Source organism: Nocardia anocheti, from assembly GCF_029675105.1.
GTDB lineage: Bacteria > Actinomycetota > Actinomycetes > Mycobacteriales > Mycobacteriaceae > Nocardia.
This window is the reverse complement of sequence record NZ_JAQQFV010000004.1, coordinates 572,966-599,701: the sequence shown is the minus strand read 5'-3', so window position 1 is coordinate 599,701 and position 26,736 is coordinate 572,966. Positions and strand designations below refer to the sequence as shown.

The window sequence follows — 26,736 nt, the reverse complement described above, 5'->3', positions numbered from 1 at the left end:
CGGGTGCTTTGTCCGATTCGGAAGTCTTCCACGACCTCGATAGTGCCGTGTGTGTCGCGACCGCGCCAGCGTCAGCCGCGATCCAGCGCAATCTCCAGATGCACCGTCTGGAAGCCGCTGTGTGGACCGCGCGCGTCGTGCACGATGTCACCGAAGGTCAGCCAGAACTCCAGCGCGCCGGGGGTGCGCGCGTCGGTGTGCAGGTAGAGCCGGTCGAACGCGGGGGTGTCGCGGACGTGATCCACGGCCGCCCGGACCAGCTGGGTGGCCAGCCCGTGCCGCTGGTGTTCGGGCCGGACGTAGACGCGGAACAGCTGGGCGGTGGTCTCGTCGGGATAGCGCGCGGCGAGTTCGGCCGGGTGCGGTGGATGCGCGGGGCCCTGGGCACGGATCGCCGTGGTGGCCACAACGGTCCCGTCGAGTTCGGCCACCCACAGTCGATTGCGCGGATGCCGCAGATACGCGCTGTCCGGATCGATCACGTCCTGGTGGTATTCGGGCAGGTAGCCGATGCCGAAGACCTGATAGAAGGTGTCGAGCATGACGCTGCGCGCGCCCGCGAGATCCTCCGCCCGCGCGAGCCGGACCCGATATCCGGCGGCGACGGCCGTCATCGCAGCGCGCCGAGTTCGCGGTCGAGCACTTCCAGTCCCTCGACGGCGACCGGCCCCGGGCCCGTGTACCCGAAGGGTGCCACGATGATCCGGTCGGAGCGGATCGCGTCCACTCCGGCCAGTTCCGCGCGCTGCCGCAGCGCCGCGCGCACCGATTCGGGGGTCTGGTCACCCTGGGTGAGCAGGATGATCACCTCCGGATCGCGGGCCAGCAGGGTCTCGGTGCCGATCTCGAAATTGCGCTTGGTGACATCGCCGTAGACGTTGTCCAGCCCGAGGATGCGCATCTGCTCGTCGACGGTGCTCTGGGTGCCGTAGGCCTTGAGCTGGGCACCGTCGCGCGAGATGATCAGCGCCGCCGCCTTGGTCCTGGTCCGGTCGTCGCGGTGCCGTGCGGTGACGGCGTCCACCCGCGCCCGCAGCGCGGCGACCTCGGCGTCGGCGGCGGCCGAGGTGCCGAACAGCTTTCCGTAGAGGGTGATGTCGGCGAGGATGTCGTCGAGCGAGCCCTTGGCGTCGCGGCAGTACCCGCGGGTGACGATCAGCGGAATGTTCACCGCGGCGAGGTCTTCGGGCGTCACCGAGAGCCCTTCGACGCTCACCACCAGGTCCGGGGTGCGGTTGATGATCTCCTCGCGCGCGAGTTCGGCGGTGGGCGCGGTGATCTCGATGCCGTCCAGGGCCGGGCCGTACTGACCGGGGAACGCGGCGGCCTCGAAGGTCCGGGTGACGATGTGGTCGGCGGCACCGGCGGCGGCGATGAGCGGCGCGGCCACCGACCCGACGGTGACCACCCGCTGCGGCGGACTGGCGAAGGTGACATCGCGACCGCAGCTCGAGATCGTCATCGGGAAGCCGGGCGCGGTGGCGGTGGTGGCCGGGGCGGGCGTGCCGCATCCGGCGACCACCATGCTGGTGAGCAGGGCGAAGGGGATCGCCGCGCGGCGCAGCGGGGTGGAGCGGGTGTTCATGGTGTTCCTTTCGGGGAGTGCGAAATTCAGGACGCGCGCAGCCTGCGGATGAGCACCAGCAGCAGTGGCGCGCCGACGGCGGCGGTGACGATGCCCAGCGGCAGCTCGCGCGGCGCGAAGACGGTGCGCGCGGCGACATCGGCGATCACCAGGAACAGCGCCCCGATCAGCGCGCTCACCACCAGCAGATGCCGATGCGTGCCACCGACGCACAGCCGCGCGACATGCGGCACGATCAGCCCGACGAAGCCGATGGACCCCGCGACCGCCACCACGGCGCCGACGGCCAGCGCCACGATCAGCAGGGCCCACAGCCGCACCCGCTGCGGGGCGACGCCGAGCGTGCGCGCGGTGTCCTCGCCCGCGGCCAGCGCGTCCAGACGCGGGGCCATGAGCAGCACCGCGAGGCAGGCCGCCGCGACGACGGCCGCCGTGGTCGCCACCGACGGCCAGCCCGCCGAGGCGAGCGAACCGAGCAGCCAGAACAGCACGGTCCGGGCGGCTTCGGGCCGATCGGAGGCGAAGACCAGGAAACTGGTGGCCGCGGCGAAGATGTAGCCGATGGTCACCCCGGCCAGCAGCAGTCGCAGCGAGGTGAGCTGCCCGTTCATCCGGGCGATCACGAACAGCAGCACGGTCGCGGCCAGCGCCCCGGCGAACGCGCTGGCGGCCAGCGCGGCGGTGGTGGTGGCCGCGGTGACACCGAACAGCAGATACACCGCGGCCCCGGTGGACGCGCCGGAGGTGACGCCGAGAATGTGCGGGTCGGCCAGCACATTGCGCACCACGGTCTGCAGCACCGCGCCGCTGACCGCCAGCGCGGCCCCGACCAGCGCGCCGAGCAGGACCCGGGGCACCCGGACCAGCCAGACGATGGAGTCCTGCGCGGTGCTCCAGTCGGCGACGTCCGGAAGGCCGAGGGTGTGCCCGCCGATGATGCGCAGCACCGTCATCGGCGGGACGGTCACCGGCCCGAGCCCGGCGGCCAGGACGATCGCGATGGCCAGCGCGGCGGTGAGTCCGCCGATCCACCAGCGGGTGCGACCTCGGTCGCGGCCGTGGTCGAGGTCGTCGACGCCGGGGTCGTCGAGCAGCGTCGTCGTCATCGGGCGGTGGCCTTTCGGTCGGCGGGATCGGTCGGTTCCGCCGCCACCTCGGCGGCCGGGCCGAACAGCAGTTGCACGGCGCCGAACGCGCTGGTCCGGCGCACGGTGATGCCGTAGACGGGTTCGAGGACGCGCGGCGTGAGGACTTCCTCGACCGGCCCCGCCGCGACGATGCGACCCCCGTCGAGCAGCACCAGCCGATCGCAGTAGCGCGCGGCGAGATTGAGCTCGTGCAGCACGACGATGGTCGTGGTGGTGGCGAGTTCGCGGACCAGGCCGAGCAATTCGTGCTGGTAGCGGATGTCGAGGTGGTTGGTGGGTTCGTCGAGCAGCAGGTGGTCGGCCTGCTGGGCCAGGGCCCTGGCGATGAGGACGCGCTGGCGTTCGCCGCCGGAGAGGGTGGCGTAGGCGCGGTCGGCGAGACCGCGCGCGCCCACGCGTTCCAGGGCGGCCGCCGCCGCGATCCGGTCCGCGCGCGAATACCCCTGGAACGCGCCGACCCACGGGGAGCGGCCCAGCAGCACGGTCTCGGCGACGGTCACCGGGGTGTCGGGTGGGGATTCCTGGGCGACCACGGCCAGCCGCGCGGCCAGGTCGCGTCCGCGCAGGTCCGCCACCGGCGTCTCGTCGATCACCACCGTTCCGCCCGCTGGCCGCAGCGCGCGATACATCAGCCGCAGCAGCGTCGACTTGCCCGACCCGTTGGGGCCGATCAGCCCGACGGTCTCGCCGCGCTCGGTGTGGAAGGTGATGTCGTCGAGGGTGATTCGTCCGTCGTAGGAGAAGCGGAGCTGGTCGACGGTGATCATGACGGAGTACTCCCGGGGAGGGCGGCGGGGTGGTCGACGGGATGGGGTCGCGCGGTGGGGCGTGGCAGCGGTCGCCACGAGTGATGGACGCTGGTCGCGCAGGCGAATTCGGCGCAGATCGCCTGGGCGGAGGCGAGTTTCGCGGGGTAGTCGGGGTCGTCGTCGGCGAGCAGGATGCCGGTGGTGGTCCCGCTGTGGGCGACCACCACGCCGAGCCCGCCCAGCGCCCGCGTCGCCGCGATGGTGGATGCCAGGTGCGGGCGCTCGCGCAAGGTCGTGCTGAGTACCGCGCTGCGGGTGGCCACCGCGCCGATTGTGGCGAGGTCACCGTGTGCGACGGCGGTGCCGAGTTCGGTGAGCAGTCCGCTGTACTCGCGCTTGGTCGTAGCGGTGAAACACGGTTCGACACGGTTGAATTCGACGGTGTCGATCAGCCCGCCCTCGTCGCTGGTGACGATGGTGAGCGCGGGCAGGGTGCCCAGTCGGGCGAGCAGCCGGACCTCCCGGTGGCAGTAGGCGACCGTGCCCGGATACATCACCCCGTCGGAGGGCTCGATGACGCGCAGGTCGGCCTCGAGTTCGGTGATCGGCAGCACCCGGCGTTCGGCGTCGGCGACGGCGCGCGCGGTGGCGACCAGATCGGCGGTGGAACTGGCCAAGCCCTTGCCCTCGGGCAGGTCGCCGCGCAGGGTGAGTCGTCCGCCGCGCAGCACACGGGACCTGGCGACCATGGCGCGGGCGAGCCGCCGCGCCTTCGACTTGTGCGGCGGGGAAACGCTGACCGGGTCGTCGCCCGGCTCGAACACGGCGACCGACCCCCGGCGGATGGGCAGCGTGACGAGGAAATGCCGATCGTGCTCGGTGACGCCTTGCAGCAGTTCGCCACAGCTACCGACCGCGCGCCCGGTGCCGACTCTTGGTGGGGGAGTGTACTGAGCCGTCATCGTGGTGCTGACCTTTCGGAAGGTGCCGTGGCGTGCGGAGTTTCCGCGGATCGGTCGTCGGGCAACAGATTTCGCCGATGCAGGGCGAGAACCGCTGCCGCCGAGGTCATCCCGGCGCCCGCGCACAGCAGGGCGGGCGGCCAGCTCAGCGCGCCGCCGGTGCGGTCGAGAACCGCGCCGGTGAGGGCGGTGCCCGCGACCGTGCACAGGCCCGAGGCCAGGTAGAACGCGCCGAAATAGGTTCCGGTGAGCCGGTCGGAGGCGAAACGGCCGATGGCCTCGTTGACGAAGGGCTGGGCCGCCGTCACCCCGAGGGCGAGCACGACCGCGGCCAGCACCACCGGCGCGACGCGAATCATGGTGTCGGCGAGACCGTTTCCCGCGGTGTCGGCCAGCCCGGCGCAGGCGGGCGGGATCAGGAAGGCCCCGCCGATGACGGCCATCCCCAGCGCCATCGCCGGACCGCGCCGCGGCGAGCGCGCCAGCACCCCGGTGACGCGCACCTGCAGGACCACCACGGCGATGGTCTCCACCACGAACAGCGTGGCCACCGCCGCGGGCCCGTGTCCGGGTGCGGCACTGTCCTGGGCCTGGAGGGTGAACAGGAAATAGATCTGGCTCTGCAACGCGAACATGGGCATGAGGGCCAGCGCGAACGCCCAGAACCGGCGGTCGGTGAACACCGTCGCGAAATCCGTGCCGAGCCCGGCCGTGGGCGTGGGCACCGGACGCACCGGCAGCAGCGCCCACTGCAGCACCGCGAGTACCGCGAAGATCGCCGCGGCCACCACCGCGCTCATCCGGAAACCGGCCGCGATCAGCAGGGTTCCGACCACCGGCCCGATCGCGGCACCGGCATTGCCGAACACGGCGAACAGCGCGAACGCCTGCGCCGAGCGGGTGCCACTGTCGCGGGCGATGAGCGCGCGGACCGCCGGATTGAACAGCGCCCCGGCGAACCCGGTCAGCACCGCGGCCGCCAGCACCACCGGCAGCGAACCGCCGACGGCGAACAGCGCGAATCCGATCGCCCGGATCGCCAGCCCGGCGGTGATCACCCCGCGCGCGCCCAGCCGGTCGGCCGCCGAACCGCCGACCAGGAACAGCCCCTGCTGGCTGAGATTGCGGACGCCGAGCACGACGCCGACCACGGCCGCCGACAGGGCCAGATCGTCGAGCAGATAGTCGGCCAGGAACGGGACCAGCAGGTAGAAGCCGATATGGCCGACGAGATGGTTCATCAACAGCAGTCGCACCGCCCAGGGCAGCGCGGCGAATTCCCTCACGCGGGCACCTCGGCGGGATCGCGGACCAGCGCGCAGCGGCCCCAGCTGCGCACCTCCTGGTCGGGGTCGGCGACGGTCGTCGGCGCGGTGGCTGGCGTGGCGAACAGGCCGTGCGCCCGACACCAGGTGTCGTCGTAGATGGTGCGCAGGTAGCGGTGCGGTCCGTCGGGGAACACCGTGAGCACCCGGCTGTCCGGTTCGCGCGCGGCTGCCCAGCCCGCCACCAGCGCGGCGGCACCGGTGCTCCAACCACCCGCGAGACCCGTCGCGGCGGCCAGCGCCCGGCACGAGGCGACGGCTTCGGCCGCGCCCACCCAGTGCACCTCGTCGAAATCGGGATAGGCCACATTGCGCGGCAGGATGCTGCTGCCGAGCCCGCGCATGAGTCTGCGCCGGTCGGGCTGACCGAAGATCCGCGAGCCGACCGCGTCCACCCCGATCACCCGCAGCTCGGGCCAGCGGCCGCGCAGCACCTGGGTGAGCCCGGCGCAGTGTCCGCCCGACCCGATCGAGGCGACCAGCACGTCGACCCGCTCGACCTGGTCCAGGATCTCCTCGCCCATCGCGCGATAGCCGCTGGCGTTGTCAGGGTTGTCGTACTGGTCGGGCCAGTACGCGCCGGGCAGCTCGGCCCGCAACTCGGCCAGCCGGTCCAGCCTGGCCTGCTGCCAACCGCCGATCGGATGCGGTTCGGTGACCACCTCCAATCGCACGCCGTAGGCCGAGAACAGCGCGCGCAGATCGGGTTCCAGTTCGTCGTCGACGACCAGCACCACCGGATGGCCCAGCGCCTTGCCCGCCAGCACGAGCCCCATCCCCAAAGTGCCACTGGTGGATTCGATGATCGGCGCACCCGGTGCCAGCTCACCCCTGCTCGCGGCGGCCCGCAACATCGACACGGCGGCCCGCGCCTTCATCCCGGCGATACTCGCGGACTCCAATTTCGCGGTATACCAGCCTGTTCCGGCCGGAATCCGGACGACCGGCGTGCGCCCGATCAGGTCGAGCAGGGCGGGCTGGGGCGCGATCATCGCGGCTCCCGATAGGTGACGATGGTGCTGGGCCCGCCGTCGAGGGAGAAGAACGGGTACGGCTCCGCCGAGACCGCGTGCACCCCGCTGCCCAGGAACCACGGCAGCACCGCGCTCCCGGTCTGCGCGAACAGCACCAGCGACAGCTCGCGTTCGAGCGCCACCCTCCGAAGGTCGTCGAAACTGCCGTTCCCCAGCGACATTCCGGTGACCAGCAACCCGTCGTAGTCGCCGGGCGCCGCCGCGACCGACTCGAACACCGGCTCACCCCACTCGGTGACCCCACCCGCCAGATCACACGGCAGGTACCCGATCGACCGGGCCCGCAGCTCGGCGAGCAGCGACCCGACCACCCCGACCACCAGGACCCGACGCACCCCGGCGGGCAACAGATCGACCACCACCGCGGCCCGGCGGCGGGATTTGGTCAGCGAGGTCGGCCCGTCGATCACCACGGGCGTGCCCTCGGTTCCGGCCGCGCGCGGGTGGGGACAGCTGTGCATCAGATATACGTCCAGGGCGGCGACGCGGACGGGTGGTGACGGGTGGTCGAGCAGCTCGGCGACGGTGGCCGCCACACAGTCGTCGACGAGTTCGTCGGTGGCGGAACCGGGTTCGACCCCGCACGAACCCACCGCGGCACCGACGCGGACGCTGAGCACCTCGTTGCGGTAGCCGCCGGTGCGGCCGGGGTGGCGGGTGCCGTAGCTGGTGCGGAACGCGGTCGAGGCGCGCAGGGTGGCCGGGTCGGGCCCGAGCAGGCCGTCGCGAGCGGCGCCCAGCAGCTCGGCCAGCGAGGACGGACGCAGGGTGGACACGATCACGCGGCACCGCCGTCGAGCTCGAACCGGACACCCGCGAGCAGCGTGCGGGCGAGATCGCCTGCGGTGCCGGGCTTCTCGTCGGTGACCAGCACGTGGCCGAGATAGCTGTTGTTGTCGGTCGCGGGGCGCACGGCGGTGCCGAGGTCGGCCAGCCGGTGCTCGACGACGCGCGGGTCGTCGGCCCAGCCGTCCGTGCCGTCGATTCGGGTCAGGGTGCCGGTGCGGTCGGGCACGGCGAAGGCCACGGCCGCGCTGGCGACGCCGGTGTCGCGCGGGGTGAGATCGGGGATCGCGCCTGTGACGACCTGGGCTTGGACGGCGGTGAGATCGATCCCGGTGACCCGGCGCACGAGTTCGGTGATCCGGTTGCCGCCGGGACGGGGGTTCACCTCGATCAGTCGCGGACCCCGGGCGCCGAGCCGGATCTCGGTGTGCGCCACCGTCGCGTCGAGTCCCAGCGCCTCGACCGCCGAGACCGCCAGTTCGGCGATCGCGGTGGCGTCGGCCGGGGCGAGCGCGGCCGGGAACATGTGCCCGCACTCGATGAAGGCCGGAGCGCCGGTGAGCTGCTTGTCGGTCACGCCGATCACGGTGGTCCGGCCACCGGCGGTCACCGTCTCCACGCTGAATTCCGGTCCGTCCACGCACTCTTCGAGCAGGATCTGCGGGGCGCGCCGCTGGCCGCGCGCGTTCACGGCGAAGGCGGCGATCCGGTCGACGGCGGCGCGCAACTCGTCGTCGTCGGCGACCAGGCCGACGAACATGCCACCGCACAGGTCGACCGGCTTGACCACCAGCGGATACCCGATCTCCTTCGCCGCGACGGCGATCTCGTCCCAGCCCTGCGCGACGGCGAATTCCGGCCCGGCCACGCCCGCGGCTCGGGTGATCCGCCTGGTCCGGTCCTTGGCGCAGGCATCGGCGACCGCCGCGCGGCCGGGACCGGGCAGCCCCAGTTCCGCGGCGATGGCGGCGACCGTCGGCAGGTAGTAGTCGCAGGAGGTGAGCACCCCGTCGAAACCGAAGACGCCGTGCAGGTCTCGCACGAACGGCAGCAGCGTCGCCTCGTCGTTGGTCTCGGCCGTGAAGACGTTCTCCGCCCCGAGCAGGGGGTGCGGATGGGTGGTCGCGGTGCGCAGGTAGTGCCCGAGATCCCTGGTCAGAAAGCTGAATCGATGTCCGCTGTCGGCGATGCCCGCCGGGAGCAGGCTGCTCATCGAGCCGACCCAGCTCTCCACCATCAGTAGATGTCCCACGTGTTCCTCCATGCCCTCATCGAGGTGTAAATGATAACCATTATCGTTAACATGTCGATAGCCGAGCACCCGTTCGGCGGAAATCTGATGAGGAAACCCATGTTGTTGAGGAAAATCGTTGTGCCCGTCGCACTTTCGCTGGCGGCGCTGAGTGTTACCGCCGCGACCGGTCAGGCGCAGGCGCCCGAGCAGCCGGTCTCGTTCACCGCGCACGCCACCGACACGGCCTCGATCATCGAGATCGAGCACGGCGACCTGGTCGTCGCCGACGGCGCCCTCCAGGTCCGCGACCGGGCGGGCACCGTGGTGGCCGCGACCCCGCTGACCTTCACCATCGACGACTTCCGGTTCCCGATCGCCGCCGAGATCAGCGGCGGCAAGGCCACCCTGACCCCCGAGCTGGACATGGCCAAGGCGGTCTACCAGCCGGTCGCGCTGCCGTTCGAGGACAAGGCGCCGTGGAAGTCGGAGTACGACCGGGAGCAGGCCGCCTGGTCGCGGATGACCAGCACGATCAGCCTCGGCGCGGCCGTGGCCACCCTGGTCGGCGGAATCGGCGGGGCCGCGGTCGGCTGCGTCCTGGGCGGTATCGCCGGTGCCACCGTCGCCTCGGCGACCATCATCGGCCTGTTCGGACCGTTCATCCCGGCGGCCGCCGTGGGCTGCATCGGCGGCGTGCTGGCCATGGGCTCGCTCGGCGCGGTCGCGGGCCAGATCCTGATCACCGCCCCGGTGGCGATCGGAGCGGCCATCCAGTACTTCACCACCATCAACCAGCCCTTCACCGCGCCAGCGAAGTAAGCGATCGGTCCTGCGGCGGGGGCCGTCGCGCATTACGCTGCGGCTATGAGCTCCGCCGTCCATGGATTCACTGATGACGCCCTCGGCACGCTGGACGCGGTCGGCGTCGCCGCGGCACTGCGCGCCGGGGAGGTGAGCCGGGCCGAGGTGATCGCGGCCGCGATCGAGCGGACCCGAAGGGTGGACCCCAGCCTGGACGCGGTGCAACTGGCCTGTTTCGAGCGGGCGCAGTCGTCACCGGAGACCGCGGGGGTGTTCGCCGGGGTCCCGGCCTTCGTCAAGGACAACACCGATATCGCCGGGCTGCCCAGCTGCCACGGGTCGGCGGCGTTCACCCCGCACCCGGCCACCGCGACCGACGGACCGGGCGCGCAGTTCCTGCACTCGGGCGTCGTCGTGCTGGGCAAGTCGACGCTGCCGGAGTTCGGTCTCACCGCCAGCACCGAGTTCATCGGCCGCGCGCCCACCCGCAATCCGTGGAATCCGGAGTACTCGGCGGGCGCGTCCTCGGGCGGGTCGGCGGCGCTGGTCGCCGCGGGCGCGGTGCCGATCGCGCACGCCAACGACGGTGGCGGCTCGATCCGCATCCCGGCCGCGGCCAACGGCCTGGTCGGGCTGAAGACCACCCGCAACCGGCTGTTGGACCAGCCCGGCGCGCGCAGCCTGCCGGTGCAACTGGTCACCGAGGGCGTGCTCACCCGCTCGGTCCGCGACACCGCGCACTACCTGGCCGCGGTCGAGCAGTTCCGGCCGAATCCGAAGCTGCCGCCGGTCGGGCTGGTCGAGGGTCCGACCGCGCGCCGCCTGCGTATCGGCCTGATCACCGCCGACGTGCTGGGTCGCCAGGTACATCCCGACAACGCGACGATCTTGGCGTCGGCGGCCGAGGTACTCACCGGGCTCGGCCACGAGATCGTCGAGATGCGCTTGGCGGTGGACCCGGGCTTCGTCGAGGACTTCAAGCAGTACTGGGCGGTGATGGCCGCGGCCATGACGCTGTCGTTCCGGATCGGGCACCGCGGCTATTTCGACGCGGGCAAGCTCGATCCGTTCACCAAGGGTCTGATCGGCCTGGTCAAGCGCAATCCGTTCGCCACCGCGGCGGCCACCTGGCGGCTGCGCGCGGGCACGGCCACCTACGACCGGCACTTCGCCGATGTCGACGTGCTGTTGACCCCGGTGCTCTCCCATCCCGCGCCGCGCATCGGTGAGCTGGCTCCGGGCCAGCCCTTCGAGGAACTGTTCACCAAGCTGGTCGACTACGTCGGCTTCACGCCGCTCAACAATGTCGGCGGTGGGCCCGGCATCTCGGTGCCGCACGGCCTGCTGCCCGCGGGTCTGCCGGGTTCGGTCCAGCTCGCCGCGCGTCGCGGCGACGAGCGGACCCTGCTCGACCTGGCCTATCAGCTGGAGTCGACGAGCCCCTTCCCCCGGATCGTCGACCGTCCCGCCGCCGCGGGCGCCGCCTGATCAGTTCGGCCGCGCGGCCACATTGATCGGGCGCAGCCGTCCGGGGCTGGCCGTTCCGGCCTCGAAGGCCCAGTGCTCCCCGGTCCAGCCGGGGTGGTCGAGCCGCCAGCGGGCGACCAGTCGCGCGTCCTCGAGCGAGGTGACGACACCGGCCGAGCCGGTGTACTGCAACCGCTCGTACTTGTGACGGGTGATGGTGTCGACCGAGTCGACGGTGGCGAGCGAGGACATGGACCCTCCGGGGATCACGAGAGACGGTGAGATGTGTGACGAGAGCGCTCCCCGGACGGCTGGTCCGGGTGGCCGCGGTGGCGCGTCACCGCTCGATGCCGAGTATGCCGCGCACCGTCTCGCCACGGTGGTCTTTTTGAAAATCCTGTTCTTCCGATTAACAGGTATTCGCCTGGGCATCGCGAAGATCGGTGAAAGAGTTACGCCTCACCAATGAGGGCGTACGCGGCCGGGAGTCACCACGCGCGCGAGAGCCTGCCTGACCTGCGCAAGCGTGCCCGCGCCGAGCGTTTCGCCCCACCCGCGAGTGAATTCGGCCAGGGCCGCGTCGGCCGCACGGGTACAGGCCCACCCGCGCTCGGTGAGGGTGATCAGCCGGGCGCGCGCGTCGGCGGGGTGCGGATTGCGGTCGGCGTAACCCTTGCCGACCAGATCCTCGACCAGCTGACTGGCCGCCTGCTTGGTGACGCCGAGGTGCTCGGCGATCTCGCCCACGGTCGCCCCGTCGGGCGCCATCCGCGCGAAGGCGAAACCGTGCGCGGGGCGGATGTCGGGGAAGCCCGCGGCGGCGACCCCGTCCTGCACCGCCCGACTCACCTCGGCCGCCGCGGCGAGCAAGAGCAGCGGAAGGTCGCCGGTGGGCGGCGGATTCGTGGGCACGAAGTCATTGTGGCACTTGACATGGTAGTCAACCAGGTTGACCATATAGGCAAGTTGCTTGACTGAATGGAGAGATTCATGCCTGTCGTCCGCGCCACCGACGCCCCCGTGCACGAGGTCCACAACGCCCGCTTCACCTCGCTGATCCGGCCCGGCATCGGCAGCGCCGAACTCTGCGTCTGGCAGACCGAAGTCGCGCCCGACTCGACCGGCGTACCGCATCGCATCCTCGGCGAGGAGGCGTTCGTGGTGTTGTCGGGGGAGGTGGTGCTGACCGTCGACGGCGAATCCGCGCGGCTGGAACCCGGCGACGCCGTCGTCGCCCCGGCGGGCTCGACCATCGCGCTCGCCAATCCGGGCGCGGTGGCCGCGACCCTGCTCGTCACCGTGCGGACCGGCTTCGCCGCGGAACTGCCCGATGGCTCGACCTTCACCCCGCCCTGGGCGTCCTGAGCCGTCCACCGACCTGTTTCGGCCTTTGAACTTGAAAGTTTGGTGACCCGAACAATATAATTCTGGAATGAGGGTTGGGTTTTATCGTGCGTCGGGTCGCCGGGCGCTGGCGGCGGTTGTGCTGAGTGCGGTGGCGATCGCGCTCACCGCCTGTGGTGGGGTCAGGGCGGAGGACGACGGCAAGAAGGTCGTCCTCACCACCTTCACCGTGCTGGCCGACATGGCCCGCAATGTCGCCGGAGACCATCTGCGGGTGGAGTCGATCACCAAGGTGGGCGCCGAGATCCACGGGTACGAACCCACCCCCGGGGATATCAAGAAGGCCGCCAAGGCCGACCTGATCCTGGACAACGGCCTGAACCTGGAGGCCTGGTTCGCCCAGTTCGTCGCCGATCTGGACGTGCCGCACGCGGTGGTCAGCGAGGGAGTCACCCCGATGGACATCGGCGAGGACGCCTACCGCGGCAAGCCCAATCCGCACGCGTGGATGTCGCCGGTGAACGCGCAGATCTACGTCGACAACATGGTCCGCGCCTTCACCGACCTCGACCCCGACAACGCCGCCGCCTACCGCGCCAACGGCGACGCCTACAAGGCCGAACTCGGCGCCGTCCGCGACGACCTGGTCGCCACGGTGAACACCCTGCCCGCCGACCATCGCGCCCTGGTGACCTGCGAGGGCGCCTTCTCCTACCTCGCGCGCGACGCCGGTCTCACCGAGAAGTACATCTGGCCGGTCAACGCCGAACAGCAGGCCACCCCGCAGCAGATCGGCTCGGCCATCGACTTCGTGCGCCAGCGCGGGGTGCCCGCGGTGTTCTGCGAGTCGACGGTGTCCGACGCGCCGATGCGGCGTGTCGTCGAGGCCACCGGCGCCCGCTTCGGTGGCACCCTGTACGTCGACTCGCTGTCGGAGGCCGACGGCCCGGTCCCCACCTACCTGCAGCTCATCCGCCACGACGCGACCACCATCGCGACCGCCCTGTCCGGAGTGCCCAAGTGACCGCACCGGTTGTCGAGATCCAGGACGTGACAGTCCATTACGGGGACGTGCTCGCCCTGGACAATGTCGAGCTGACGCTGAAATCCGGCCGCGTGTGCGGGCTGATCGGGATGAACGGCTCGGGCAAGTCCACGTTGTTCAAGACCGTCATGGGCCTGGTCACCCCCGACCGCGGCCGGGTGCTGATCAACGGTCGCGCCCCCGTCGCTGCCCGCAAGGCGGGCACCCTCGGCTACGTCCCGCAATCCGAGGACGTCGACTGGAGTTTCCCGCTCTCGGTGCGCGATGTCGTCATGACCGGCCGCTACGGGAAGATGGGCTTCACCCGTCGCGCGAGCAGGGCCGACCGCGCCGCCGTCGCCGAGGCGCTGGCCCGCGTCGACCTCACCGAGCTGGCCGACCGCCAGATCGGCCAGTTGTCCGGCGGGCAGAAGAAGCGGGCGTTCGTGGCGCGCGGCATCGCGCAGGAGGCCACCATCCTGCTGCTCGACGAACCGTTCGCGGGCGTCGACAAGCGGTCCGAGGCCACCATCACCGCGCTGCTGCGCGAGCTGGCCGCCGACGGCGCGACCATCCTGGTCTCCACCCACGACCTGCACGCCCTGCCCGCCCTGGCCGACGAGGCCGTGCTGCTCAACCGGCGGGTGCTCGAACACGGCGACCCGGATGTGGTGCTGCGCCCGGAGAACCTGGCCAAGGCCTTCGGCCTCGATGTGGACGCGTGAGGAAGACCTGATGAGCCTCGAGGAATTCTTCATCGAACCGCTGCGCTACGAATTCATGGTGCGCGCGCTGGCGACCACCGTTACCGCCGCGCTGGTCTGCGCGGTGCTCTCGTGCTGGCTGGTGCTGATCGGCTGGTCGCTGATGGGCGACGCCGTCTCGCACGCGGTGCTGCCCGGGGTGGTGCTGGCCTACATCGTGGGCTGGCCGTTCGCGGTGGGGGCGGTGGTCTTCGGCTTCCTGGCCGTCGCGCTGATCGGCGTCGTGCGCGACACCAGCCGGGTGAAAGAGGACGCCGCCATCGGCATCGTGTTCACCACGCTGTTCGCCTTCGGCCTGGTCCTGGTCTCGGTGACCCCGAGCCAAACCGACCTCAACCACATCGTTTTCGGCAATCTGCTGGGCGTGAGCCGGGGCGAGATGGTCCAGATCATGATCCTGGCCGCCATCGTCCTCACCGCGCTGGTCCTCAAACGCCACGACTTCACCCTCTACGCCTTCGACGCCACCCACGCCCACGCCATCGGCCTGAACCCGCGCGTGCTGGGCACCGCCCTGCTGGCGCTGCTGGCCCTGACCTCCGTGGTCGCCCTGCAAGCCGTCGGCGTGGTCCTGGTGGTCGCCATGCTCATCATCCCCGGCGCCACCGCCTACCTACTCACCGACCGCTTCTCCCGCATGCTCCTCATCGCCCCGACCATCTCGGTCCTCTGCGCGGTAACCGGCCTCTACCTCAGCTACCACCTCGACACCGCCGCCGGTGGCATGGTCGTGGTCACCCAGGGCGTCGCCTTCACCCTCGTCTACCTCTTCGCCCCCCGCCACGGCATCATCGGCCGCCGCCTCACCGCCACCCGCGCCCGCGCGGCGACCGCGAAAGCCGCGGTCTAGTCCGCCTGTCGGTCGGTCCTGCGATGATCGCGCGCATGAACGCCACCGGGGACGACGTCCGCGCCCTAGCCCTCGCGCTGCCCGAGGTCAGCGAGCATTTCGCCTGGGGCATGCCGATATTCAAGGTCGCGGGCAGGCTGTTCCTCACCCTGCCCGAGGAGGAGACCTCGATGGCGGTGCGCTGTCCGATCCTCGACCGCGACGAGCTGGTGGCGGCCGAGCCGGACAAGTTCTGGATCGCCGCGCACGAGGCGAACAACGCCTGGGTGCGGGTGCGGCTGGCCGCCCTCGACGACCGCGACGAGCTCGCCGCCATCGTCACCGACTCCTGGCGGCAAGCCGCGCCCCGCGCCCTGGTCACCGACCAGGAGGGCGGTTAGACCGGGGTGATGGTGGCCTCGATGGTCTGGATCGAGTCGACCGGGATGACGAAGGTCTCCACGATCTCGACGGTGGTCAGGCGCACGCCCGCGACCCCGGTGTCGAGCAGGTAGCGGGTGCTGACGGTGTCGCCGGATTCGGACATGGTGAGGTCACGGATGCCCTGGATCACGCGATACTGCAGGCCGTGTTCGAGGTCGTGGGCCAGCTGCGGGCCGGAGTAGCCGGTCTGGAAACCGGCTTCGACGCGGGTCGCGTCCGGGGCGAAGGGGACGGCGCTGGCGTCGTGGGAGACCAGCGCGTCGAGGTAGCTGCGGGCGATGGCCTGGCGGGGGGTGTCGGCCGGGTTCGCTTGCGCCGCAGCGCTTGCCGTGCCGAGGGTGACCAGCACGGCGGCCAGGGCTGAAACATGGGTGATTCGCATGCAGAGATGCTGGCGGTCCGGACCGGTCCGCGCAAGCGGGGCCCGGTAGGCTCGGAGCTCCTATGGCACTCAGCGCAACCCTGCACCATTTCGCCGTCCAACTCGCCGACGTCGACCGCGGCGTCTACGAGGACCTCGAGCTGCGGGTCGCCCGCCACCCGTCGGAGACCCTCGAGTACATGGTCACCCGCATCCTCGCCTACTGCCTGCAGTACGAGGAGGGCATCGTGTTCAGCGAGGGCGGTATCTCGGCCACCGACGAACCGGCCGTGCAGATCCGCGATCTGACCGGCCGCGTCACCGCCTGGATCGAGGTCGGCGCGCCCGATGCCGACCGGGTGCATCGCGGCAGCAAGCTGGCTGGTCGCGCGGCGGTCTACACGCACCGCGATCCGGCCAAGGTGCTGGCGCAGTACGCGGGCAAGAAGATCCATCGCGCCGAGGACATCCCGCTCTACGGCGTCGAGCGCGCCTTCGTCGACGCGGCCGCAGCGCTGGTCGATCGCCGCAACACCGCGGTCCTCTCGGTCACCGAGGGCGTGCTCTACCTGGACCTCAACGGCACCAGCCTGCGCGGCGAGATCGCCGAACACCGGCTGGCCTGAGCCCGTATCGTCGCCAGGGTGTCCGATGTCAGTGTGCTGAGCCGGTTCGTGCTGCCCGCGTTCCTGCGGCTCACCCGCCGCAACCGCAAGTACGTCGACGTGGCGGCGGCCCACGCCTACATCGCGCGGTGCGCCGCCGCGCCCGCCTCCTATCAGCCACCCACCCGACTGCGCGGGGTCACCGTCACCTCGACCGTCGATCAGGGCAGGCCGGTGTTCACCCTCACCCCGTTGTCGGGGCGATCTCGCGGCGGGCTGATATACGCGCACGGCGGCGGCTGGGTCGGCGAGATCGTCTCCCAGCACTGGCGGCTGGCCGCGCGGCTGGCCGCCGAGCTGGACCTCACGGTGACCGTCCCGATCTACCCGCTGATCCCCACCGGTACCGCGGCCCAGGTGATTCCGTGGTTCGCTGAGCTGTTCCTCGCGAGCACCGAGCGCTACGGGCCCACCTTCCTGGTCGGCGATTCCGCGGGCGGTCAAATCGTCCTGTCCACCGCGCTGCACCTGCGCGACACGGTCCAAGTAAAAGTGCCACGCACCGTGGTGATCTCACCCGCGGTCGACCTCACCCTGGAGAACCCGGCCATCGACGACGTGCTCCCCGACGACCCCTGGCTCGGCCGCGAGGGCGCGCTCGTCTTCGGCGAACACTGGCGCGGCGAACTACCGATGAAGGACCCGATGGTGAGCCCGCTGTTCGGCGATTTCACCGGCCTCGGCCCGCTCACCGTCTTCAGCAGCACCCACGACATCCTCAACCCCGATACTCGCCTGCTCATCGGCAAGGCCCGCGCCGCCGACGTCGAGGTCGACTATCACGAGCGCGCGGGCCTCGTCCACGTCTACCCCCTGACCCCCACCCCGGAGGGCGCCGCCGCCCGCCACACCATCGTCGAGATCCTCCGCGCGGACCTGACCGGCTGAGCCCGATGACCGGTAGTCGCTCATCGCCCTGATACTCGGACGACACGGGCCGCGGTGTTGCTGACTCAGCGCTGGGACAGGTGCAGGTTCAGCAGGATGGTGAGCTGGGTGACGGCCTGGTCGAAGGGGTGGGGTGACTTCAGGGCGCGGCTGTGCACGATGGTGCCTTCGATGGTGGTGAGCAGGAAACCGGCCAGGGAGACGGCGGTGGCGCGTTCGATGCCGGTGGCGACGATGCCGTCGGCCAGGCGGGCGGTCCACTCGGCGAAGGCCTGACCGGCCACCGACTGCACGGCCGGGTCCAGTTCGTCCAGCGCGGCCGCCATCATGAACGAGCCCGCGCTGAAATCGGACTCCTCGAGCGGCACGCGCCAGAAGGCCAGCAGATCGGTGACCCACTGCTGCACCGACGGCGTGGTCTGCAGCGCGTCGGCCATGGCGCTCACGTGCGAGTACACCAGCCGCGACACGATGCGCGCCGCCGTCTGCACCAATTCGCCCTTGCCGGAAGGGAAGTGCTGATACAGCGAGTTGCGTGAGGTGTTGCTGCGCTTGAGCAGTTCGCTCAGCGCGGCCGCGTGCACGCCGTGCTGCTGGACAGTGCTGATGGTGTGTTCGATCAGTCGGGCGCGTGGTCCGGCGGCCATCCGATCTCCTCCCAACCCTTGATTGAACCGATCGGTTCATGTTAGACCTATTCCAGGTGAACCGATCGGTTCATATGGAGAGGATGCCATGCCCACCCCCATCGCCACCGCTGTTCCGGTCACCCATACGGGAATTCTCGGCCTCGGCGTCTACCGCCCGCGCCGGGTCGTGCCCAATGCCGAGATCGTCGAGGCCATCGATTCCTCCGACGAGTGGATCAAGACCCGCTCCGGGATCGAGGCTCGGCACTGGGCCGACGACACCGAGACCATCGTCGGTATGAGCGTGGCCGCCGCCCGCGACGCGCTCACCGCGGCCGGGATCGCGGCCGAGCAGATCGACGCCGTCGTGCTGGCCACGTCCTCGCAGATGGTGCTCGGCCCCTCGGCGGGTGCCGTGGTCGCCACCGAACTCGGCATGCACGACACCGCCGCCTACGACATCTCCGCGGGCTGCGCGGGCTTCTGCTACGCCCTGGCCGACGCCGCCAACCTCGTGCGCGCGGGCCAGGCCCGCCACGTTCTGGTGATCGGCGTGGAACGCCTCTCGGACCTGCTCGACACCGCCGACCGCACCTGCGCGTTCATCTTCGCCGACGGCGCGGGCGCGGTCGTGGTCGGTCCGGCCGAGCAGGAGGGCATCGGCCCGGTGGCCTGGGGTTCCGACGGCAGCCGCACCTCGGCGATCAAGCAGGACAAGGACTTCGCCGAATACTTCATCGAGGTGGCCGAGAAGGGCGCCGAAGCCGTGCGCCCGTACATCCGGATGAACGGCACCGAGGTCTTCCGCTGGGCGGTGACCTTCCTGGAGAAGGCGTGCCGGGAGGCGCTGGCCAACGCGGGCGTCGCGGCCGACGCGCTGGACGCGTTCGTCCCGCACCAGGCCAACAGCCGCATCACCGACGCCCTGGTGCGCACCCTGGACCTGCCGGACTCGGTCGCCATCGCCCGCGACATCGTCGAGACCGGCAACACCAGCGCCGCCTCCATCCCGATGGCCATGGAACAGCTGCTGCGCACCGGCGCCGCCCGACCCGGCGACACCGCCCTGCTGCTCGGCTTCGGCGCGGGTCTGGCCTACGCGGGCCAGGTGGTGCACCTGCCGCCCATCGCCTGAATCGGCTCAGTCGGCCGCGTGATCCGGGGCGCGGCCGGTGACGTAGTCGCGCGCCCAGCGGTAGTCGGGTTTGCCGCTGGGGGAGCGGGAGATGGTGTCGGCCAGCCAGATCCGGTGCGGGATCTTGTATCCGGCCAGGTGCGGGCGCAGGTGGGCGCGCAGGGCGGCGGGGTCGAAGACGTGGCCGTCGGTGAGCGAGACGATCGCGGCCACCTGGTGACCCCAGCGTTCGTGTGGCACCCCGATGACCACCGCGTCGTAGACGGCGTCGTGGGATTTCACCACCGCCTCGACCTCCTCCGGGAACACCTTCTCGCCGCCGGTGTTGATCACCATGTTGCCGCGTCCGATCAGCGTGATCGACCCATCGGTCTCGGCCCTGGCGCGGTCGTCGGTGACGACGATGCGAGCACCGTTCACAGTCTTGAACAGCCGTTCGGTGCGCTTGGGGTCCTTGTAGTAACCCAGCGGCACCGCGCCGGTCTTGGCCAGCCAGCCCTCTTCACCGGGCGCCACGAGCCGCCCGTCCGCGTCGACCACCACCGCGCCGCGCCCGGTCTGCACCCGGGGCCCGCGCCCGGGATCATCGTCCTTCTGCGCGAATCCGATACCGCCGAAACCGGTTTCGGACGACCCGATCGAATCCGAGACCATCGAGGTCGGGAACTGTTCCAGCAGCGCGTTCTTCACCGGCTGCGACAGCAATGCCGCCCCGGAGGCGATCACCAGCAGCGACGACGCGTCCACCGGCCGGGCCGCGAACTCGTCGAGCAGCGGGCGGGCCATGGCGTCGCCGGTGATCACCATGACGTGCGGTCGGTGCGTGGCGACGGATTCCCAGATCCGCGCCGGATCGAACCGGGGCTCGAACAGCACCGCGTTGCCCGACCACAGCGCGGTGAAGGTGGGCATCATCGCCGCGGCGTGGATCAACGGCGGCAGCACGAACCAGGTGCTCGGCACGGCTTGCGCGCCGGTGGCCGACTGCTGATACTCGTCGCGTACCGGCTCGCCGCTGTAGAAGTCGATGCCGCCGCCGAGCACGCGCCACATGTCCTCCTGACGCCACATCACGCCCTTGGGCAGGCCGGTGGTGCCGCCGGTGTACATCATGAACAGGTCGTCGGCGGTACGGGTCACGGTGGGGCGGAAGGGTTTTCCCCGTGCGATCAGGGCGTCGTAACGCAGGTCGTCCGCGCCGGGTTCGCTGGCGGCGCGGTCGTCCTCGACGCGGATCACCGTGCGTAGCGCGGGGGTGTGCGCCAGGGCCTCGTGTACCGCCGCGCCGTAACACGCGTGGTAGAGCAGAACTTCGAGGTCGGCATTGCCGTAGACGTAGGCCAGTTCGGTCGGCCCGTAGCGGTAGTTGATGTTGATCGGGACCGCGGCCAGCTTGAAGCAGGCGATCAGCGTCTCCACGGTCTCGATGCTGTTGTGCAGCTGGAAACCCACGTGGGTGCCGTGCCCGACGCCGAGCGCGGCCAGCTGGTCGGCGAGCCGGTTGGCCCGGATGTCGAGGTCACGGAAGCTCAGCCGCCGCTCCCGCTCGAGCAGCGCCACCCGGTCGGGCACGGCGTCGACGGCGTGTTCGAACAGGTCGGCGAAGTTGTTGGCCATGGCGATCCATCTCTGCGCGACCGCTCACACGACGGTGAGCGGGAGGGGTTTTCCGCGATCGGTGAAGGCGAAGGCGGCACCGGTACTGAAGCGGGTGATCGCCACCTCGGACGCCTCGCGGAAGGGCTGTCCGGCCTGGTCGACGGTGACGGTCCAGCCGTCGGGGCCGGTGTCGGTGACGGTGGTGGTGAAGCGGGGATTCACGCCGCGCACCAGCGCGTCGAGCGGGCGGGGGTCCTCGGGGGTCAGCAGGGCGGGCCAGGTGCCGTCGGTCAGCGCGTCACTGGTGGCCGGAAAACGCACGCGCACACGGCTGTTCACCACTTCGACGTCGATTCCGGTGTAGCCCAGCGGGTTCAGGGCCGGGTGTACGCGCAGGACGGTGGCCAGGGCGTGCGCGTCGTCGCCGAGGTCGAGGCAGCGGCGCAGGCGTTCGGAGGTCAGGCCCGCGATACCGGTGAGCTGCTTGCGACCGATCTCGCGGGCGGTCGCGGCGTCGGATCGGTCGCGCAGGGCGATCAGGAAACCGAGGGTGAGCAGGTGCTGTTGCAGGCAGATCTCCTCGGCCAGTCGCCGCAGGGCGCTGTGCGAGAAATCGGCGAAGCGCAGGTCGCTCAGCAGCGGGCCGGAGTAGTCGGCCGAGCCTTCCTCGCTCGGATCGATCGCGACCGATTCCTGCTGTGCCGCGCGGGAATCGGCGACCAGCGCCGCGTGTCGGGGAATCGGCGGCGGGACGTGCGCGGGATCGATGACGACGGTCCACGCGCACACCGGCGTGCGGTCGGCGGGCACCCGGGGCGGCCGGTGTACCGGCCGCACCTGGGCGTGCGCGTTGGTGGCCAGGGCGGTGGCGTCGAAGGTGGGGTCCTCGATGTCGTGGCACATGGCCACCACGAACGGCTCGCCCATCGGCTCCACATCGGCGAGCGCGCCGCAGTGGTCGAGCCAGAACTCGCCGTGATCGTGGTCGTCCACCCGGAAACGGAAGTCCATGAACTGCGGTGGGGCGCCGATGTCGAGTTGCAGGCCCTTGAAGATGGTCTCCACGCTGTCGCCGGTGAAGCGCAGCGCGCGCTGCATGCGGCGGGTGTAGACCGGGCTGGCCAGCTGCCATTCCTCGATGGCGACCGCGGTCATCCCCTCCCGGCCGAACGCGGCGATGGTGTGCGCCATGCCCGACCGGTCGATGAGATGACCGCACAGCAGCAGCTCCGGGACCAGCGCCGCGAGCTGGGCGCGCGAGAGCGCGGCGAATCCTGGCATCGGCGTCACCAGAGCGAGGCCGGTGACTCGCCGACGCGGTACCAGCCCGGCAGCGGCTCGGCCGACACCGAGCGTTCGATGCGCTTGTGCATGCCGGGGGAGAGCGCGTCGTCGCGGATCATGTCCAGGAACAGCGCCGAGACATTGCCGAAGTCGAAGAAGTCGCGCTGCCAGGACCACTGGAAGTCGCCGCCGTAGCGGAACCAGCTGCCGCCGATGCCCTCGGGCGAATACGGCCGCCCGTCGGCGCGGGTGTGCTCGTTGACCTGCTTCCAGAAACCGATCACCGTGCCGCTGCGCTCGTCGACGACGAATTCCTGATACGGATACGTCCAGCCCTCCAACCCCAGCATCTCCTGGCCGAGGGCCAGTTCGCGGATCTCCTCGCGGCCCACCGCCATGAACTCCTGCTGGGGCCCGTAGTTCCAGCCGTAGGTGGCCTCGGCGGTGTACATCTGCGCCAGCGGACGCCAGTCCCCGGCGCGCTCACAGTCCTGGTTGGCCACCACCCAGCGCCGGACCATCTCGTCGAGTTCGGCGCGATCGAAAGTCGTCATGGGTGGGTCCCTTTCGCGGAATCGGGCTCGTCGGCGATCGACAGGGCCCGGGTGGGGCAGTAGCGGACGGCGGCCCGGACGGCCGCGTGCTCGTCGGCGTCGGGGGTGGGGTCGACGATCTCGACCGTGCCGCGCTTGGGCACGGTGAACACCGAGGGCGCCTCGTCCTGGCAGACCCCGTGCCCCTGGCACAGATCCGCGTCGACCTCGATCCTCATGCCGCACCCCCGTCGGAGAACAGCGGCGCCTCCGGCTGCACCTCGACGAGCACCATGTGCACGCCGCGCGGCAGCGAGACCACCGTGGTGACGGCGTCGGCGAGATGCTCGGGCTTGAGCATGTACGGATGACGGGCGAAACCCCAGTCCTTCCAGTCCTGGAGCAGCGGACCGACCACCTCGGGCGTGGCGTCCATGCCCATGCCGGTCAGCGTGGGACCGGGACGCACCAGCGACGCGCGGATTCCGGTTCCCTCCAGTTCCATTCGCAGTTGCGTGACCATGGCCTCGAGGCCGGTCTTGGCCGCGCTGTAGGCGCCCGTACGCGGACGTGGTTCGTCGGCGCAGTCGGAACTGATCACCACCAGATCGCCGCGCTGTCGGGCCCGCATCCCGGGCAGCACCCGGTGGATCAGGCGTTGCGCGCCGACCAGATGCACCTGCACCTGGAGCAGGAACCGCTCCGGGTCCATCTCCCCGACCAGCGCGAATTCGATATCCCCCGCACCGGAGACCAGGATCTCGGCCGGGCCGACGGCCTGCTCGGCGGCGCGCACGAACTCGTCCACCGAGGCCGCGTCGGTGACATCGAGCCGGTACGCGACCGCCTCGCCGCCGCCCGCGCGGATCTTGGCGGCCAGCTCCTCGCACCGGTCGACCCGGCGTGCGCCCAGCGCCACCGGATGACCCCGTTCGGCCAGCGCCACCGCGCTCGCCGCGCCGATGCCGGAGGACGCGCCCGCCACCAGCGCGGGTCGGCGGTCGGGATGGGGAGTGAAGCGGGGCATCAGCGGACCTCCACGGTGATCGGAAGATGGGCGAAGCCACGGACATTCGTCGAATGCACGCGGACGATCCCGGCGTGGTCCACCCGGAAGGCCGCGACCCGCGCGACGAATTCACCGAGCACGATCCGGGCCTCCAGCCGGGCCAGATGCGCGCCGAGGCAGAAGTGCACGCCCGCACCGAAACTCGCGAGCGTCCCGCCGTCCTGCCGGTCGATCACATAGCTGTCGCCGTCGGTGAAGGCCGCCGGATCGCGGTTGGCCGAGCCGATCAGCAGCAGCACCTTGGCACCGGCGGGGATGGTCGCGCCGTGGTAGTCGAGGTCGACGGCGGCGGTGCGCGCGACGATCTGACTGGAGGTGTCGTAGCGCAGGGTCTCCTCGACCCAGTCGGCCACCAGGTCCGGCTCGGCGACGACCTTGGCGTACTCGTCGGGATTGGCCGCCGCCCAGTACAGGGCGTTGCCCAGCAGTTTGGTGGTGGTCTCGTTGCCCGCCACGACCATCAGGAACAGGAATCCGATGACCTCCTCGTCGGTGAGGGTGTCGCCGTCGATCTCGGCGTCGAGCAGGGCCGAGGTGAGGTCGTCGGCCGGGGTGACGCGGCGCTGGGCGACCATGTCGGTGTAGTAGCCGAACAGCCGGATGGAGGCGTCGATGGCCGCCACCGGCACATCGAGCACGCCCTCCGCGCGGTGCACCACCAGATCGGCCAGCCGCCGGATCTCGGCGCGATCGGGCTCGGGCACCCCCATCAGCTCGGAGATCACATCCATCGGCAGCTTGCCCGCCACCTCGTCGATCCAGTCGAAATCCCCGCGCGCCACGGCGGGTTCGAGATGCTCCAGGGTGATCTCGCGGATCCGGTCGGTCATCTCGGCCACGCGCTTGGGAGTGAACCCCTTGAACACCAGCTTGCGCATGCGCATGTGTCGCGGGTCGTCCATGGCCAGGAACGACATCACCCGGTGCGCGTGCGGCCCCCACGCCGCCGGATCCAGCGACACCCCGTTGGCGCTGGAGAGCCGCTCGCTGTCGCGGAAGGCCGCGAGCACATCGGCGTGCCGCGACAGCGCCCAGAAGTCGAGCTCCGGATTGTGATACAGCGGCGCCTCGGTGCGCAGGCGGTGATAGGTCGGGTACGGATCCTCGTGGAATCGGTAGTCGTACGGGTCGAAGGTCACGGGTTCCACAGCGGCGCTCGTCATCGCGAATACCCCGGTTCCGGAAGGTCGTCCCCGCCGTCGGCCGGGGTGTTCGACCGTAAGGGAGACACATAGCTGGACATGTGTCTGGACGGTACCACCGACACCGGTTCGGGACAACGCTTTCGCTCCGGAAAGGGGGCTCGACCGGCGCCTGAGCTGGTCGACGAAGGCTGGTCAAGAATCTGGACCAGTGTCTGGAATGTGGTCTAAATCATATGGTACGGTCCCTCGCATGGCAGGGGTAGACGGCGAGGTCGCGGCCGAACCGGCGCGGGCGGGACAGCTGCTCCGCCGGAATTTCGCCGAGACCGTGCTGGCGAGCCTCGCGACGCTGGGGCGCGCTCTGCGGATGGGCGCGGCGGCGGTGCGTTTCGGCACCGGTGACGCGCTGCGGCTGCGATTCCCGCTCGGCGAGACGGTGGCCCAGGCGTGGTTCTTGCTGCGCGTCACCGCGGTGCCGAGCGTGCTGATGGCGGTGCCGTTCGGGGTCATCGTGTCCGCGCAGGTCGGCAATATCGTCTCCGAGCTCGGCGCCGACTCGATGATCGGCGCGGCGGGCGGGCTCGGGGTGATCAAGCAGGGCGCGCCGATGGCGACCGCCATGCTGCTGGGCGGGGCGGGGGCCGCCGCGATCGCCGCCGATCTGGGCGCGCGGACCATTCGCGAGGAGGTCGACGCGCTGCGCGTGATGGGTGTCGACCCCGTGCGGCGACTGGTGGTCCCGCGCGTCGCGGCGATGATGCTGGTGGCGCCGGTGCTCAATGTGGTGATCATCGTGGTCGGGATCGGCTCCGGTTTCGCGGTGGCGGTCTCGGCCCTGGACGTCACGCCGGGCAGTTACTGGCAGTCCTTCGGTGCCTTCACCACGCCGCTCGATGTGTGGGTGTCGCTGGTGAAGGCGGTGATCTTCGGGTTCCTGGTGGTGGTCATCGCCTGTCAGCGCGGGCTCGAGGCCAGCGGTGGTCCGCGCGGGGTCGCCGACGGGGTCAATGCCGCGGTGGTGATGTCGATCGCCGCGGCGGTGGTACTCAATACCGTGATCACCCAGGTGGTCACGATGTTCTTCCCGGTTCGGATGGCCTGATGACGGCCGAGGGCGGGGTGTGGCGGCGCGGGCTGGGGCCGGTGGAGTCGATCGGGTTCGTGGTCGGCTTCGGCTGGCAGGTGCTGTCCTCGGTGCCGTACACGCTGGGGCACTACCGGAAGCAGACAGTCACCACGATCACCGACATGACCTGGGGTCGCGGGTCGGTGATCATCGGCGGCGGGGTGGTGCCGCTGATGCTGCTGCTCGGTGCGGCCATGGGCGCCTCGATCGGGATCGAGGCGTTCAGCGCGCTGAACCTGCTCTCGCTCGGCCAGCTCAGCGGCCTCATCTCCGCCTTCGGGGTCACCAGGGAGCTGGCGCCGATCGCGGCCGGGATCGGTTTCGCCGCGCAGGCGGGGTGCCGGATGACCGCCGAGATCGGCTCCATGCGCATCTCCGAGGAGATCGACGCCATCGAATCGCTGGGCATCCGGTCGGTGCCGTTCGTGGTGACCACGCGGGTGATCGCCGGAATCGTCGCGGTGGCACCGGCTTTCGTCGTCGCGTTGATCCTGAGCTATCTCTCGTGCGCGTTCGTGGTGACCACCGTGCACGGCACCCCGACCGGCACCTACAACCACTACTTCGACCAGTTCGTGGTCGGCTGGGACGTGTTCGCCGCCGTGGTCAAGGTGACGGTGTTCGCGATCGCGGTCGTGCTGATCCATTGCTACCAGGGCTATTTCGCCACCGGCGGGCCGGAAGGGGTCGGCATCGGGTCGGGGCGGGCGATCCGCGCCAGCCTGGTCGCGATCATCGCCCTGGACATGCTCGCCACCATCGCACTGTGGGGATTCCGGTCTCCCGTCTCGTTCACCGGGTGATGC

31 protein-coding genes are annotated in these 26,736 nt (G+C 70.6%); 12 read left to right on the top strand and 19 right to left on the bottom strand.

Annotation, left to right across the window (positions count from 1 at the left end):
• Positions 1 to 71: 71 nt before the first annotated feature.
• From QC180_RS13850 to QC180_RS13810, 9 genes are read right to left on the bottom strand one after another with little or no spacing between them, the layout of a single operon-like run.
• Positions 72 to 614 (bottom strand): GNAT family N-acetyltransferase, encoded by a 543-nt coding sequence (locus QC180_RS13850; RefSeq protein ID WP_278263104.1) that lies wholly within the window; start codon positions 612 to 614, stop codon positions 72 to 74.
• Positions 611 to 1,585, bottom strand: coding sequence for an ABC transporter substrate-binding protein (locus QC180_RS13845; protein ID WP_278263103.1), 975 nt, complete (start codon positions 1,583 to 1,585; stop codon positions 611 to 613). The genes QC180_RS13850 and QC180_RS13845 overlap by 4 nt, the downstream gene beginning before the upstream one ends.
• A 26-nt stretch (positions 1,586 to 1,611) precedes the next feature.
• Positions 1,612 to 2,691, bottom strand: a complete 1,080-nt coding sequence (locus QC180_RS13840; RefSeq protein ID WP_278263102.1) for a FecCD family ABC transporter permease — start codon at positions 2,689 to 2,691, stop codon at positions 1,612 to 1,614.
• Positions 2,688 to 3,500: an ABC transporter ATP-binding protein gene (locus tag QC180_RS13835; protein WP_278263101.1), complete on the bottom strand. Its 813-nt coding sequence runs from the start codon at positions 3,498 to 3,500 to the stop codon at positions 2,688 to 2,690. Before QC180_RS13835 ends, QC180_RS13840 begins: the two co-directional genes overlap by 4 nt.
• Positions 3,497 to 4,444: a GHMP family kinase ATP-binding protein gene (locus tag QC180_RS13830; RefSeq protein WP_278263100.1), complete on the bottom strand. Its 948-nt coding sequence runs from the start codon at positions 4,442 to 4,444 to the stop codon at positions 3,497 to 3,499. Before QC180_RS13830 ends, QC180_RS13835 begins: the two co-directional genes overlap by 4 nt.
• Positions 4,441 to 5,730, bottom strand: a complete 1,290-nt coding sequence (locus tag QC180_RS13825) for an MFS transporter (protein ID WP_278263099.1) — start codon at positions 5,728 to 5,730, stop codon at positions 4,441 to 4,443. Before QC180_RS13825 ends, QC180_RS13830 begins: the two co-directional genes overlap by 4 nt.
• The gene (locus QC180_RS13820) at positions 5,727 to 6,761 is read right to left on the bottom strand and encodes a PLP-dependent cysteine synthase family protein (RefSeq protein ID WP_278263098.1); all 1,035 of its coding nucleotides are present in this window, start codon (positions 6,759 to 6,761) and stop codon (positions 5,727 to 5,729) included. The genes QC180_RS13825 and QC180_RS13820 overlap by 4 nt, the downstream gene beginning before the upstream one ends.
• Positions 6,758 to 7,585, bottom strand: coding sequence for a hypothetical protein (locus tag QC180_RS13815; protein WP_278263097.1), 828 nt, complete (start codon positions 7,583 to 7,585; stop codon positions 6,758 to 6,760). Before QC180_RS13815 ends, QC180_RS13820 begins: the two co-directional genes overlap by 4 nt.
• Positions 7,582 to 8,841, bottom strand: a complete 1,260-nt coding sequence (locus QC180_RS13810; protein ID WP_278263096.1) for an ATP-grasp domain-containing protein — start codon at positions 8,839 to 8,841, stop codon at positions 7,582 to 7,584. Before QC180_RS13810 ends, QC180_RS13815 begins: the two co-directional genes overlap by 4 nt.
• Positions 8,842 to 8,940: 99 nt before the next feature.
• Between QC180_RS13810 and QC180_RS13805 the strand changes: the two genes are divergently transcribed.
• Together QC180_RS13805 and QC180_RS13800 are read left to right on the top strand one after the other, a co-directional pair.
• Entirely contained in the window at positions 8,941 to 9,642 is a 702-nt protein-coding gene (locus QC180_RS13805) for a DUF8020 domain-containing protein (protein ID WP_278263095.1), read from the top strand.
• A gap of 45 nt (positions 9,643 to 9,687) precedes the next feature.
• A complete protein-coding gene (locus QC180_RS13800) occupies positions 9,688 to 11,112 on the top strand; it encodes an amidase (protein WP_278263094.1) in 1,425 nt (474 codons plus the stop codon).
• Here the strand turns inward: QC180_RS13800 and QC180_RS13795 are convergent, their stop codons facing one another.
• Entirely contained in the window at positions 11,113 to 11,343 is a 231-nt protein-coding gene (locus tag QC180_RS13795) for a hypothetical protein (RefSeq protein ID WP_278263093.1), read from the bottom strand. It lies immediately after the preceding gene.
• 207 nt (positions 11,344 to 11,550) lie between these two features.
• Positions 11,551 to 12,003, bottom strand: coding sequence for a MarR family winged helix-turn-helix transcriptional regulator (locus QC180_RS13790; protein ID WP_278263092.1), 453 nt, complete (start codon positions 12,001 to 12,003; stop codon positions 11,551 to 11,553).
• 78 nt (positions 12,004 to 12,081) lie between these two features.
• On the opposite strand from QC180_RS13790, the gene QC180_RS13785 reads away from it, so the two are divergent.
• The 5 genes from QC180_RS13785 to QC180_RS13765 all read left to right on the top strand — a co-directional run bounded on the left by QC180_RS13785 (position 12,082) and on the right by QC180_RS13765 (position 15,453).
• Positions 12,082 to 12,456, top strand: a complete 375-nt coding sequence (locus tag QC180_RS13785; RefSeq protein WP_278263091.1) for a cupin domain-containing protein — start codon at positions 12,082 to 12,084, stop codon at positions 12,454 to 12,456.
• Positions 12,457 to 12,523: 67 nt separating this feature from the next.
• A complete protein-coding gene (locus tag QC180_RS13780; RefSeq protein WP_278263090.1) occupies positions 12,524 to 13,459 on the top strand; it encodes a metal ABC transporter substrate-binding protein in 936 nt (311 codons plus the stop codon).
• The gene (locus QC180_RS13775; RefSeq protein ID WP_278263089.1) at positions 13,456 to 14,184 is read left to right on the top strand and encodes a metal ABC transporter ATP-binding protein; all 729 of its coding nucleotides are present in this window, start codon (positions 13,456 to 13,458) and stop codon (positions 14,182 to 14,184) included. The genes QC180_RS13780 and QC180_RS13775 overlap by 4 nt, the downstream gene beginning before the upstream one ends.
• Before the next feature lie 10 nt (positions 14,185 to 14,194).
• A complete protein-coding gene (locus tag QC180_RS13770) occupies positions 14,195 to 15,073 on the top strand; it encodes a metal ABC transporter permease (RefSeq protein ID WP_278263088.1) in 879 nt (292 codons plus the stop codon).
• Between the two features lie 35 nt (positions 15,074 to 15,108).
• A complete protein-coding gene (locus QC180_RS13765) occupies positions 15,109 to 15,453 on the top strand; it encodes an MmcQ/YjbR family DNA-binding protein (protein WP_278263087.1) in 345 nt (114 codons plus the stop codon).
• Here the strand turns inward: QC180_RS13765 and QC180_RS13760 are convergent.
• Positions 15,450 to 15,878 (bottom strand): DUF8021 domain-containing protein, encoded by a 429-nt coding sequence (locus QC180_RS13760; RefSeq protein WP_278263086.1) that lies wholly within the window; start codon positions 15,876 to 15,878, stop codon positions 15,450 to 15,452. The genes QC180_RS13765 and QC180_RS13760 overlap by 4 nt on opposite strands.
• Positions 15,879 to 15,940: 62 nt before the next feature.
• On the opposite strand from QC180_RS13760, the gene QC180_RS13755 reads away from it, so the two are divergent.
• Positions 15,941 to 16,483 carry a YaeQ family protein gene (locus tag QC180_RS13755; protein WP_278263085.1) on the top strand — a complete coding sequence of 181 codons (543 nt, stop codon included), beginning with the start codon at positions 15,941 to 15,943 and terminating at the stop codon, positions 16,481 to 16,483.
• Positions 16,484 to 16,501: 18 nt separating this feature from the next.
• On the top strand, positions 16,502 to 17,410 hold the full coding sequence (locus tag QC180_RS13750) for an alpha/beta hydrolase fold domain-containing protein (protein WP_278263084.1): 909 nt from the start codon (positions 16,502 to 16,504) through the stop codon (positions 17,408 to 17,410).
• 65 nt (positions 17,411 to 17,475) lie between these two features.
• On the opposite strand, the gene QC180_RS13745 is transcribed toward QC180_RS13750, so the two are convergent.
• Positions 17,476 to 18,057: a TetR/AcrR family transcriptional regulator gene (locus tag QC180_RS13745; protein WP_278263083.1), complete on the bottom strand. Its 582-nt coding sequence runs from the start codon at positions 18,055 to 18,057 to the stop codon at positions 17,476 to 17,478.
• An 88-nt stretch (positions 18,058 to 18,145) separates the two neighbouring features.
• Here QC180_RS13745 and QC180_RS13740 point away from each other — a divergent pair, with 88 nt between their 5' ends.
• On the top strand, positions 18,146 to 19,174 hold the full coding sequence (locus tag QC180_RS13740; protein ID WP_278263082.1) for a beta-ketoacyl-ACP synthase III: 1,029 nt from the start codon (positions 18,146 to 18,148) through the stop codon (positions 19,172 to 19,174).
• A gap of 6 nt (positions 19,175 to 19,180) precedes the next feature.
• Here the strand turns inward: QC180_RS13740 and QC180_RS13735 are convergent, their stop codons facing one another.
• The 6 genes from QC180_RS13735 to QC180_RS13710 are packed head-to-tail and all read right to left on the bottom strand — an operon-like array spanning position 19,181 to position 24,822.
• A complete protein-coding gene (locus QC180_RS13735) occupies positions 19,181 to 20,791 on the bottom strand; it encodes an acyl-CoA synthetase (RefSeq protein ID WP_278263081.1) in 1,611 nt (536 codons plus the stop codon).
• 24 nt (positions 20,792 to 20,815) lie between these two features.
• Complete coding sequence (locus QC180_RS13730; RefSeq protein ID WP_278263080.1) at positions 20,816 to 22,054, bottom strand: hypothetical protein; 1,239 nt, start codon at positions 22,052 to 22,054, stop codon at positions 20,816 to 20,818.
• Between the two features lie 5 nt (positions 22,055 to 22,059).
• Positions 22,060 to 22,611, bottom strand: a complete 552-nt coding sequence (locus QC180_RS13725) for a Cif family virulence factor (protein WP_278263079.1) — start codon at positions 22,609 to 22,611, stop codon at positions 22,060 to 22,062.
• Positions 22,608 to 22,829: a ferredoxin gene (locus tag QC180_RS13720; RefSeq protein ID WP_278263078.1), complete on the bottom strand. Its 222-nt coding sequence runs from the start codon at positions 22,827 to 22,829 to the stop codon at positions 22,608 to 22,610. Before QC180_RS13720 ends, QC180_RS13725 begins: the two co-directional genes overlap by 4 nt.
• Positions 22,826 to 23,617, bottom strand: a complete 792-nt coding sequence (locus tag QC180_RS13715) for an SDR family oxidoreductase (RefSeq protein WP_278263077.1) — start codon at positions 23,615 to 23,617, stop codon at positions 22,826 to 22,828. The genes QC180_RS13720 and QC180_RS13715 overlap by 4 nt, the downstream gene beginning before the upstream one ends.
• A complete protein-coding gene (locus QC180_RS13710) occupies positions 23,617 to 24,822 on the bottom strand; it encodes a cytochrome P450 (protein WP_278263076.1) in 1,206 nt (401 codons plus the stop codon). The genes QC180_RS13715 and QC180_RS13710 overlap by 1 nt, the downstream gene beginning before the upstream one ends.
• A 232-nt stretch (positions 24,823 to 25,054) precedes the next feature.
• Here QC180_RS13710 and QC180_RS13705 point away from each other — a divergent pair, with 232 nt between their 5' ends.
• Entirely contained in the window at positions 25,055 to 25,906 is an 852-nt protein-coding gene (locus tag QC180_RS13705; protein WP_278263075.1) for an MlaE family ABC transporter permease, read from the top strand.
• A complete protein-coding gene (locus QC180_RS13700) occupies positions 25,906 to 26,733 on the top strand; it encodes an ABC transporter permease (RefSeq protein ID WP_278263074.1) in 828 nt (275 codons plus the stop codon). The genes QC180_RS13705 and QC180_RS13700 overlap by 1 nt, the downstream gene beginning before the upstream one ends.
• The last annotated feature ends 3 nt before the right edge of the window (positions 26,734 to 26,736 follow it).

Excerpts from the sequence above, each read along its gene's own strand:
- QC180_RS13715 (WP_278263077.1), bottom strand. The coding sequence starts at position 23,617 with ATGCCCCGCTTCACTCCCCATCCCGACCGCCGACCCGCGCTGGTGGCG.
- QC180_RS13785 (WP_278263091.1), top strand. The coding sequence starts at position 12,082 with ATGCCTGTCGTCCGCGCCACCGACGCCCCCGTGCACGAGGTCCACAAC.
- QC180_RS13710 (WP_278263076.1), bottom strand. The coding sequence starts at position 24,822 with ATGACGAGCGCCGCTGTGGAACCCGTGACCTTCGACCCGTACGACTAC.
- QC180_RS13760 (WP_278263086.1), bottom strand. The coding sequence starts at position 15,878 with ATGCGAATCACCCATGTTTCAGCCCTGGCCGCCGTGCTGGTCACCCTC.
- QC180_RS13830 (WP_278263100.1), bottom strand. The coding sequence starts at position 4,444 with ATGACGGCTCAGTACACTCCCCCACCAAGAGTCGGCACCGGGCGCGCG.
- QC180_RS13805 (WP_278263095.1), top strand. The coding sequence starts at position 8,941 with ATGTTGTTGAGGAAAATCGTTGTGCCCGTCGCACTTTCGCTGGCGGCG.
- QC180_RS13820 (WP_278263098.1), bottom strand. The coding sequence starts at position 6,761 with ATGATCGCGCCCCAGCCCGCCCTGCTCGACCTGATCGGGCGCACGCCG.
- QC180_RS13720 (WP_278263078.1), bottom strand. The coding sequence starts at position 22,829 with ATGAGGATCGAGGTCGACGCGGATCTGTGCCAGGGGCACGGGGTCTGC.
- QC180_RS13835 (WP_278263101.1), bottom strand. The coding sequence starts at position 3,500 with ATGATCACCGTCGACCAGCTCCGCTTCTCCTACGACGGACGAATCACC.
- QC180_RS13800 (WP_278263094.1), top strand. The coding sequence starts at position 9,688 with ATGAGCTCCGCCGTCCATGGATTCACTGATGACGCCCTCGGCACGCTG.
- QC180_RS13840 (WP_278263102.1), bottom strand. The coding sequence starts at position 2,691 with ATGACGACGACGCTGCTCGACGACCCCGGCGTCGACGACCTCGACCAC.
- QC180_RS13755 (WP_278263085.1), top strand. The coding sequence starts at position 15,941 with ATGGCACTCAGCGCAACCCTGCACCATTTCGCCGTCCAACTCGCCGAC.
- QC180_RS13770 (WP_278263088.1), top strand. The coding sequence starts at position 14,195 with ATGAGCCTCGAGGAATTCTTCATCGAACCGCTGCGCTACGAATTCATG.
- QC180_RS13765 (WP_278263087.1), top strand. The coding sequence starts at position 15,109 with ATGAACGCCACCGGGGACGACGTCCGCGCCCTAGCCCTCGCGCTGCCC.
- QC180_RS13740 (WP_278263082.1), top strand. The coding sequence starts at position 18,146 with ATGCCCACCCCCATCGCCACCGCTGTTCCGGTCACCCATACGGGAATT.
- QC180_RS13795 (WP_278263093.1), bottom strand. The coding sequence starts at position 11,343 with ATGTCCTCGCTCGCCACCGTCGACTCGGTCGACACCATCACCCGTCAC.
- QC180_RS13705 (WP_278263075.1), top strand. The coding sequence starts at position 25,055 with ATGGCAGGGGTAGACGGCGAGGTCGCGGCCGAACCGGCGCGGGCGGGA.
- QC180_RS13745 (WP_278263083.1), bottom strand. The coding sequence starts at position 18,057 with ATGGCCGCCGGACCACGCGCCCGACTGATCGAACACACCATCAGCACT.
- QC180_RS13845 (WP_278263103.1), bottom strand. The coding sequence starts at position 1,585 with ATGAACACCCGCTCCACCCCGCTGCGCCGCGCGGCGATCCCCTTCGCC.
- QC180_RS13725 (WP_278263079.1), bottom strand. The coding sequence starts at position 22,611 with ATGACGACTTTCGATCGCGCCGAACTCGACGAGATGGTCCGGCGCTGG.
- QC180_RS13730 (WP_278263080.1), bottom strand. The coding sequence starts at position 22,054 with ATGCCAGGATTCGCCGCGCTCTCGCGCGCCCAGCTCGCGGCGCTGGTC.
- QC180_RS13735 (WP_278263081.1), bottom strand. The coding sequence starts at position 20,791 with ATGGCCAACAACTTCGCCGACCTGTTCGAACACGCCGTCGACGCCGTG.
- QC180_RS13780 (WP_278263090.1), top strand. The coding sequence starts at position 12,524 with ATGAGGGTTGGGTTTTATCGTGCGTCGGGTCGCCGGGCGCTGGCGGCG.
- QC180_RS13700 (WP_278263074.1), top strand. The coding sequence starts at position 25,906 with ATGACGGCCGAGGGCGGGGTGTGGCGGCGCGGGCTGGGGCCGGTGGAG.
- QC180_RS13850 (WP_278263104.1), bottom strand. The coding sequence starts at position 614 with ATGACGGCCGTCGCCGCCGGATATCGGGTCCGGCTCGCGCGGGCGGAG.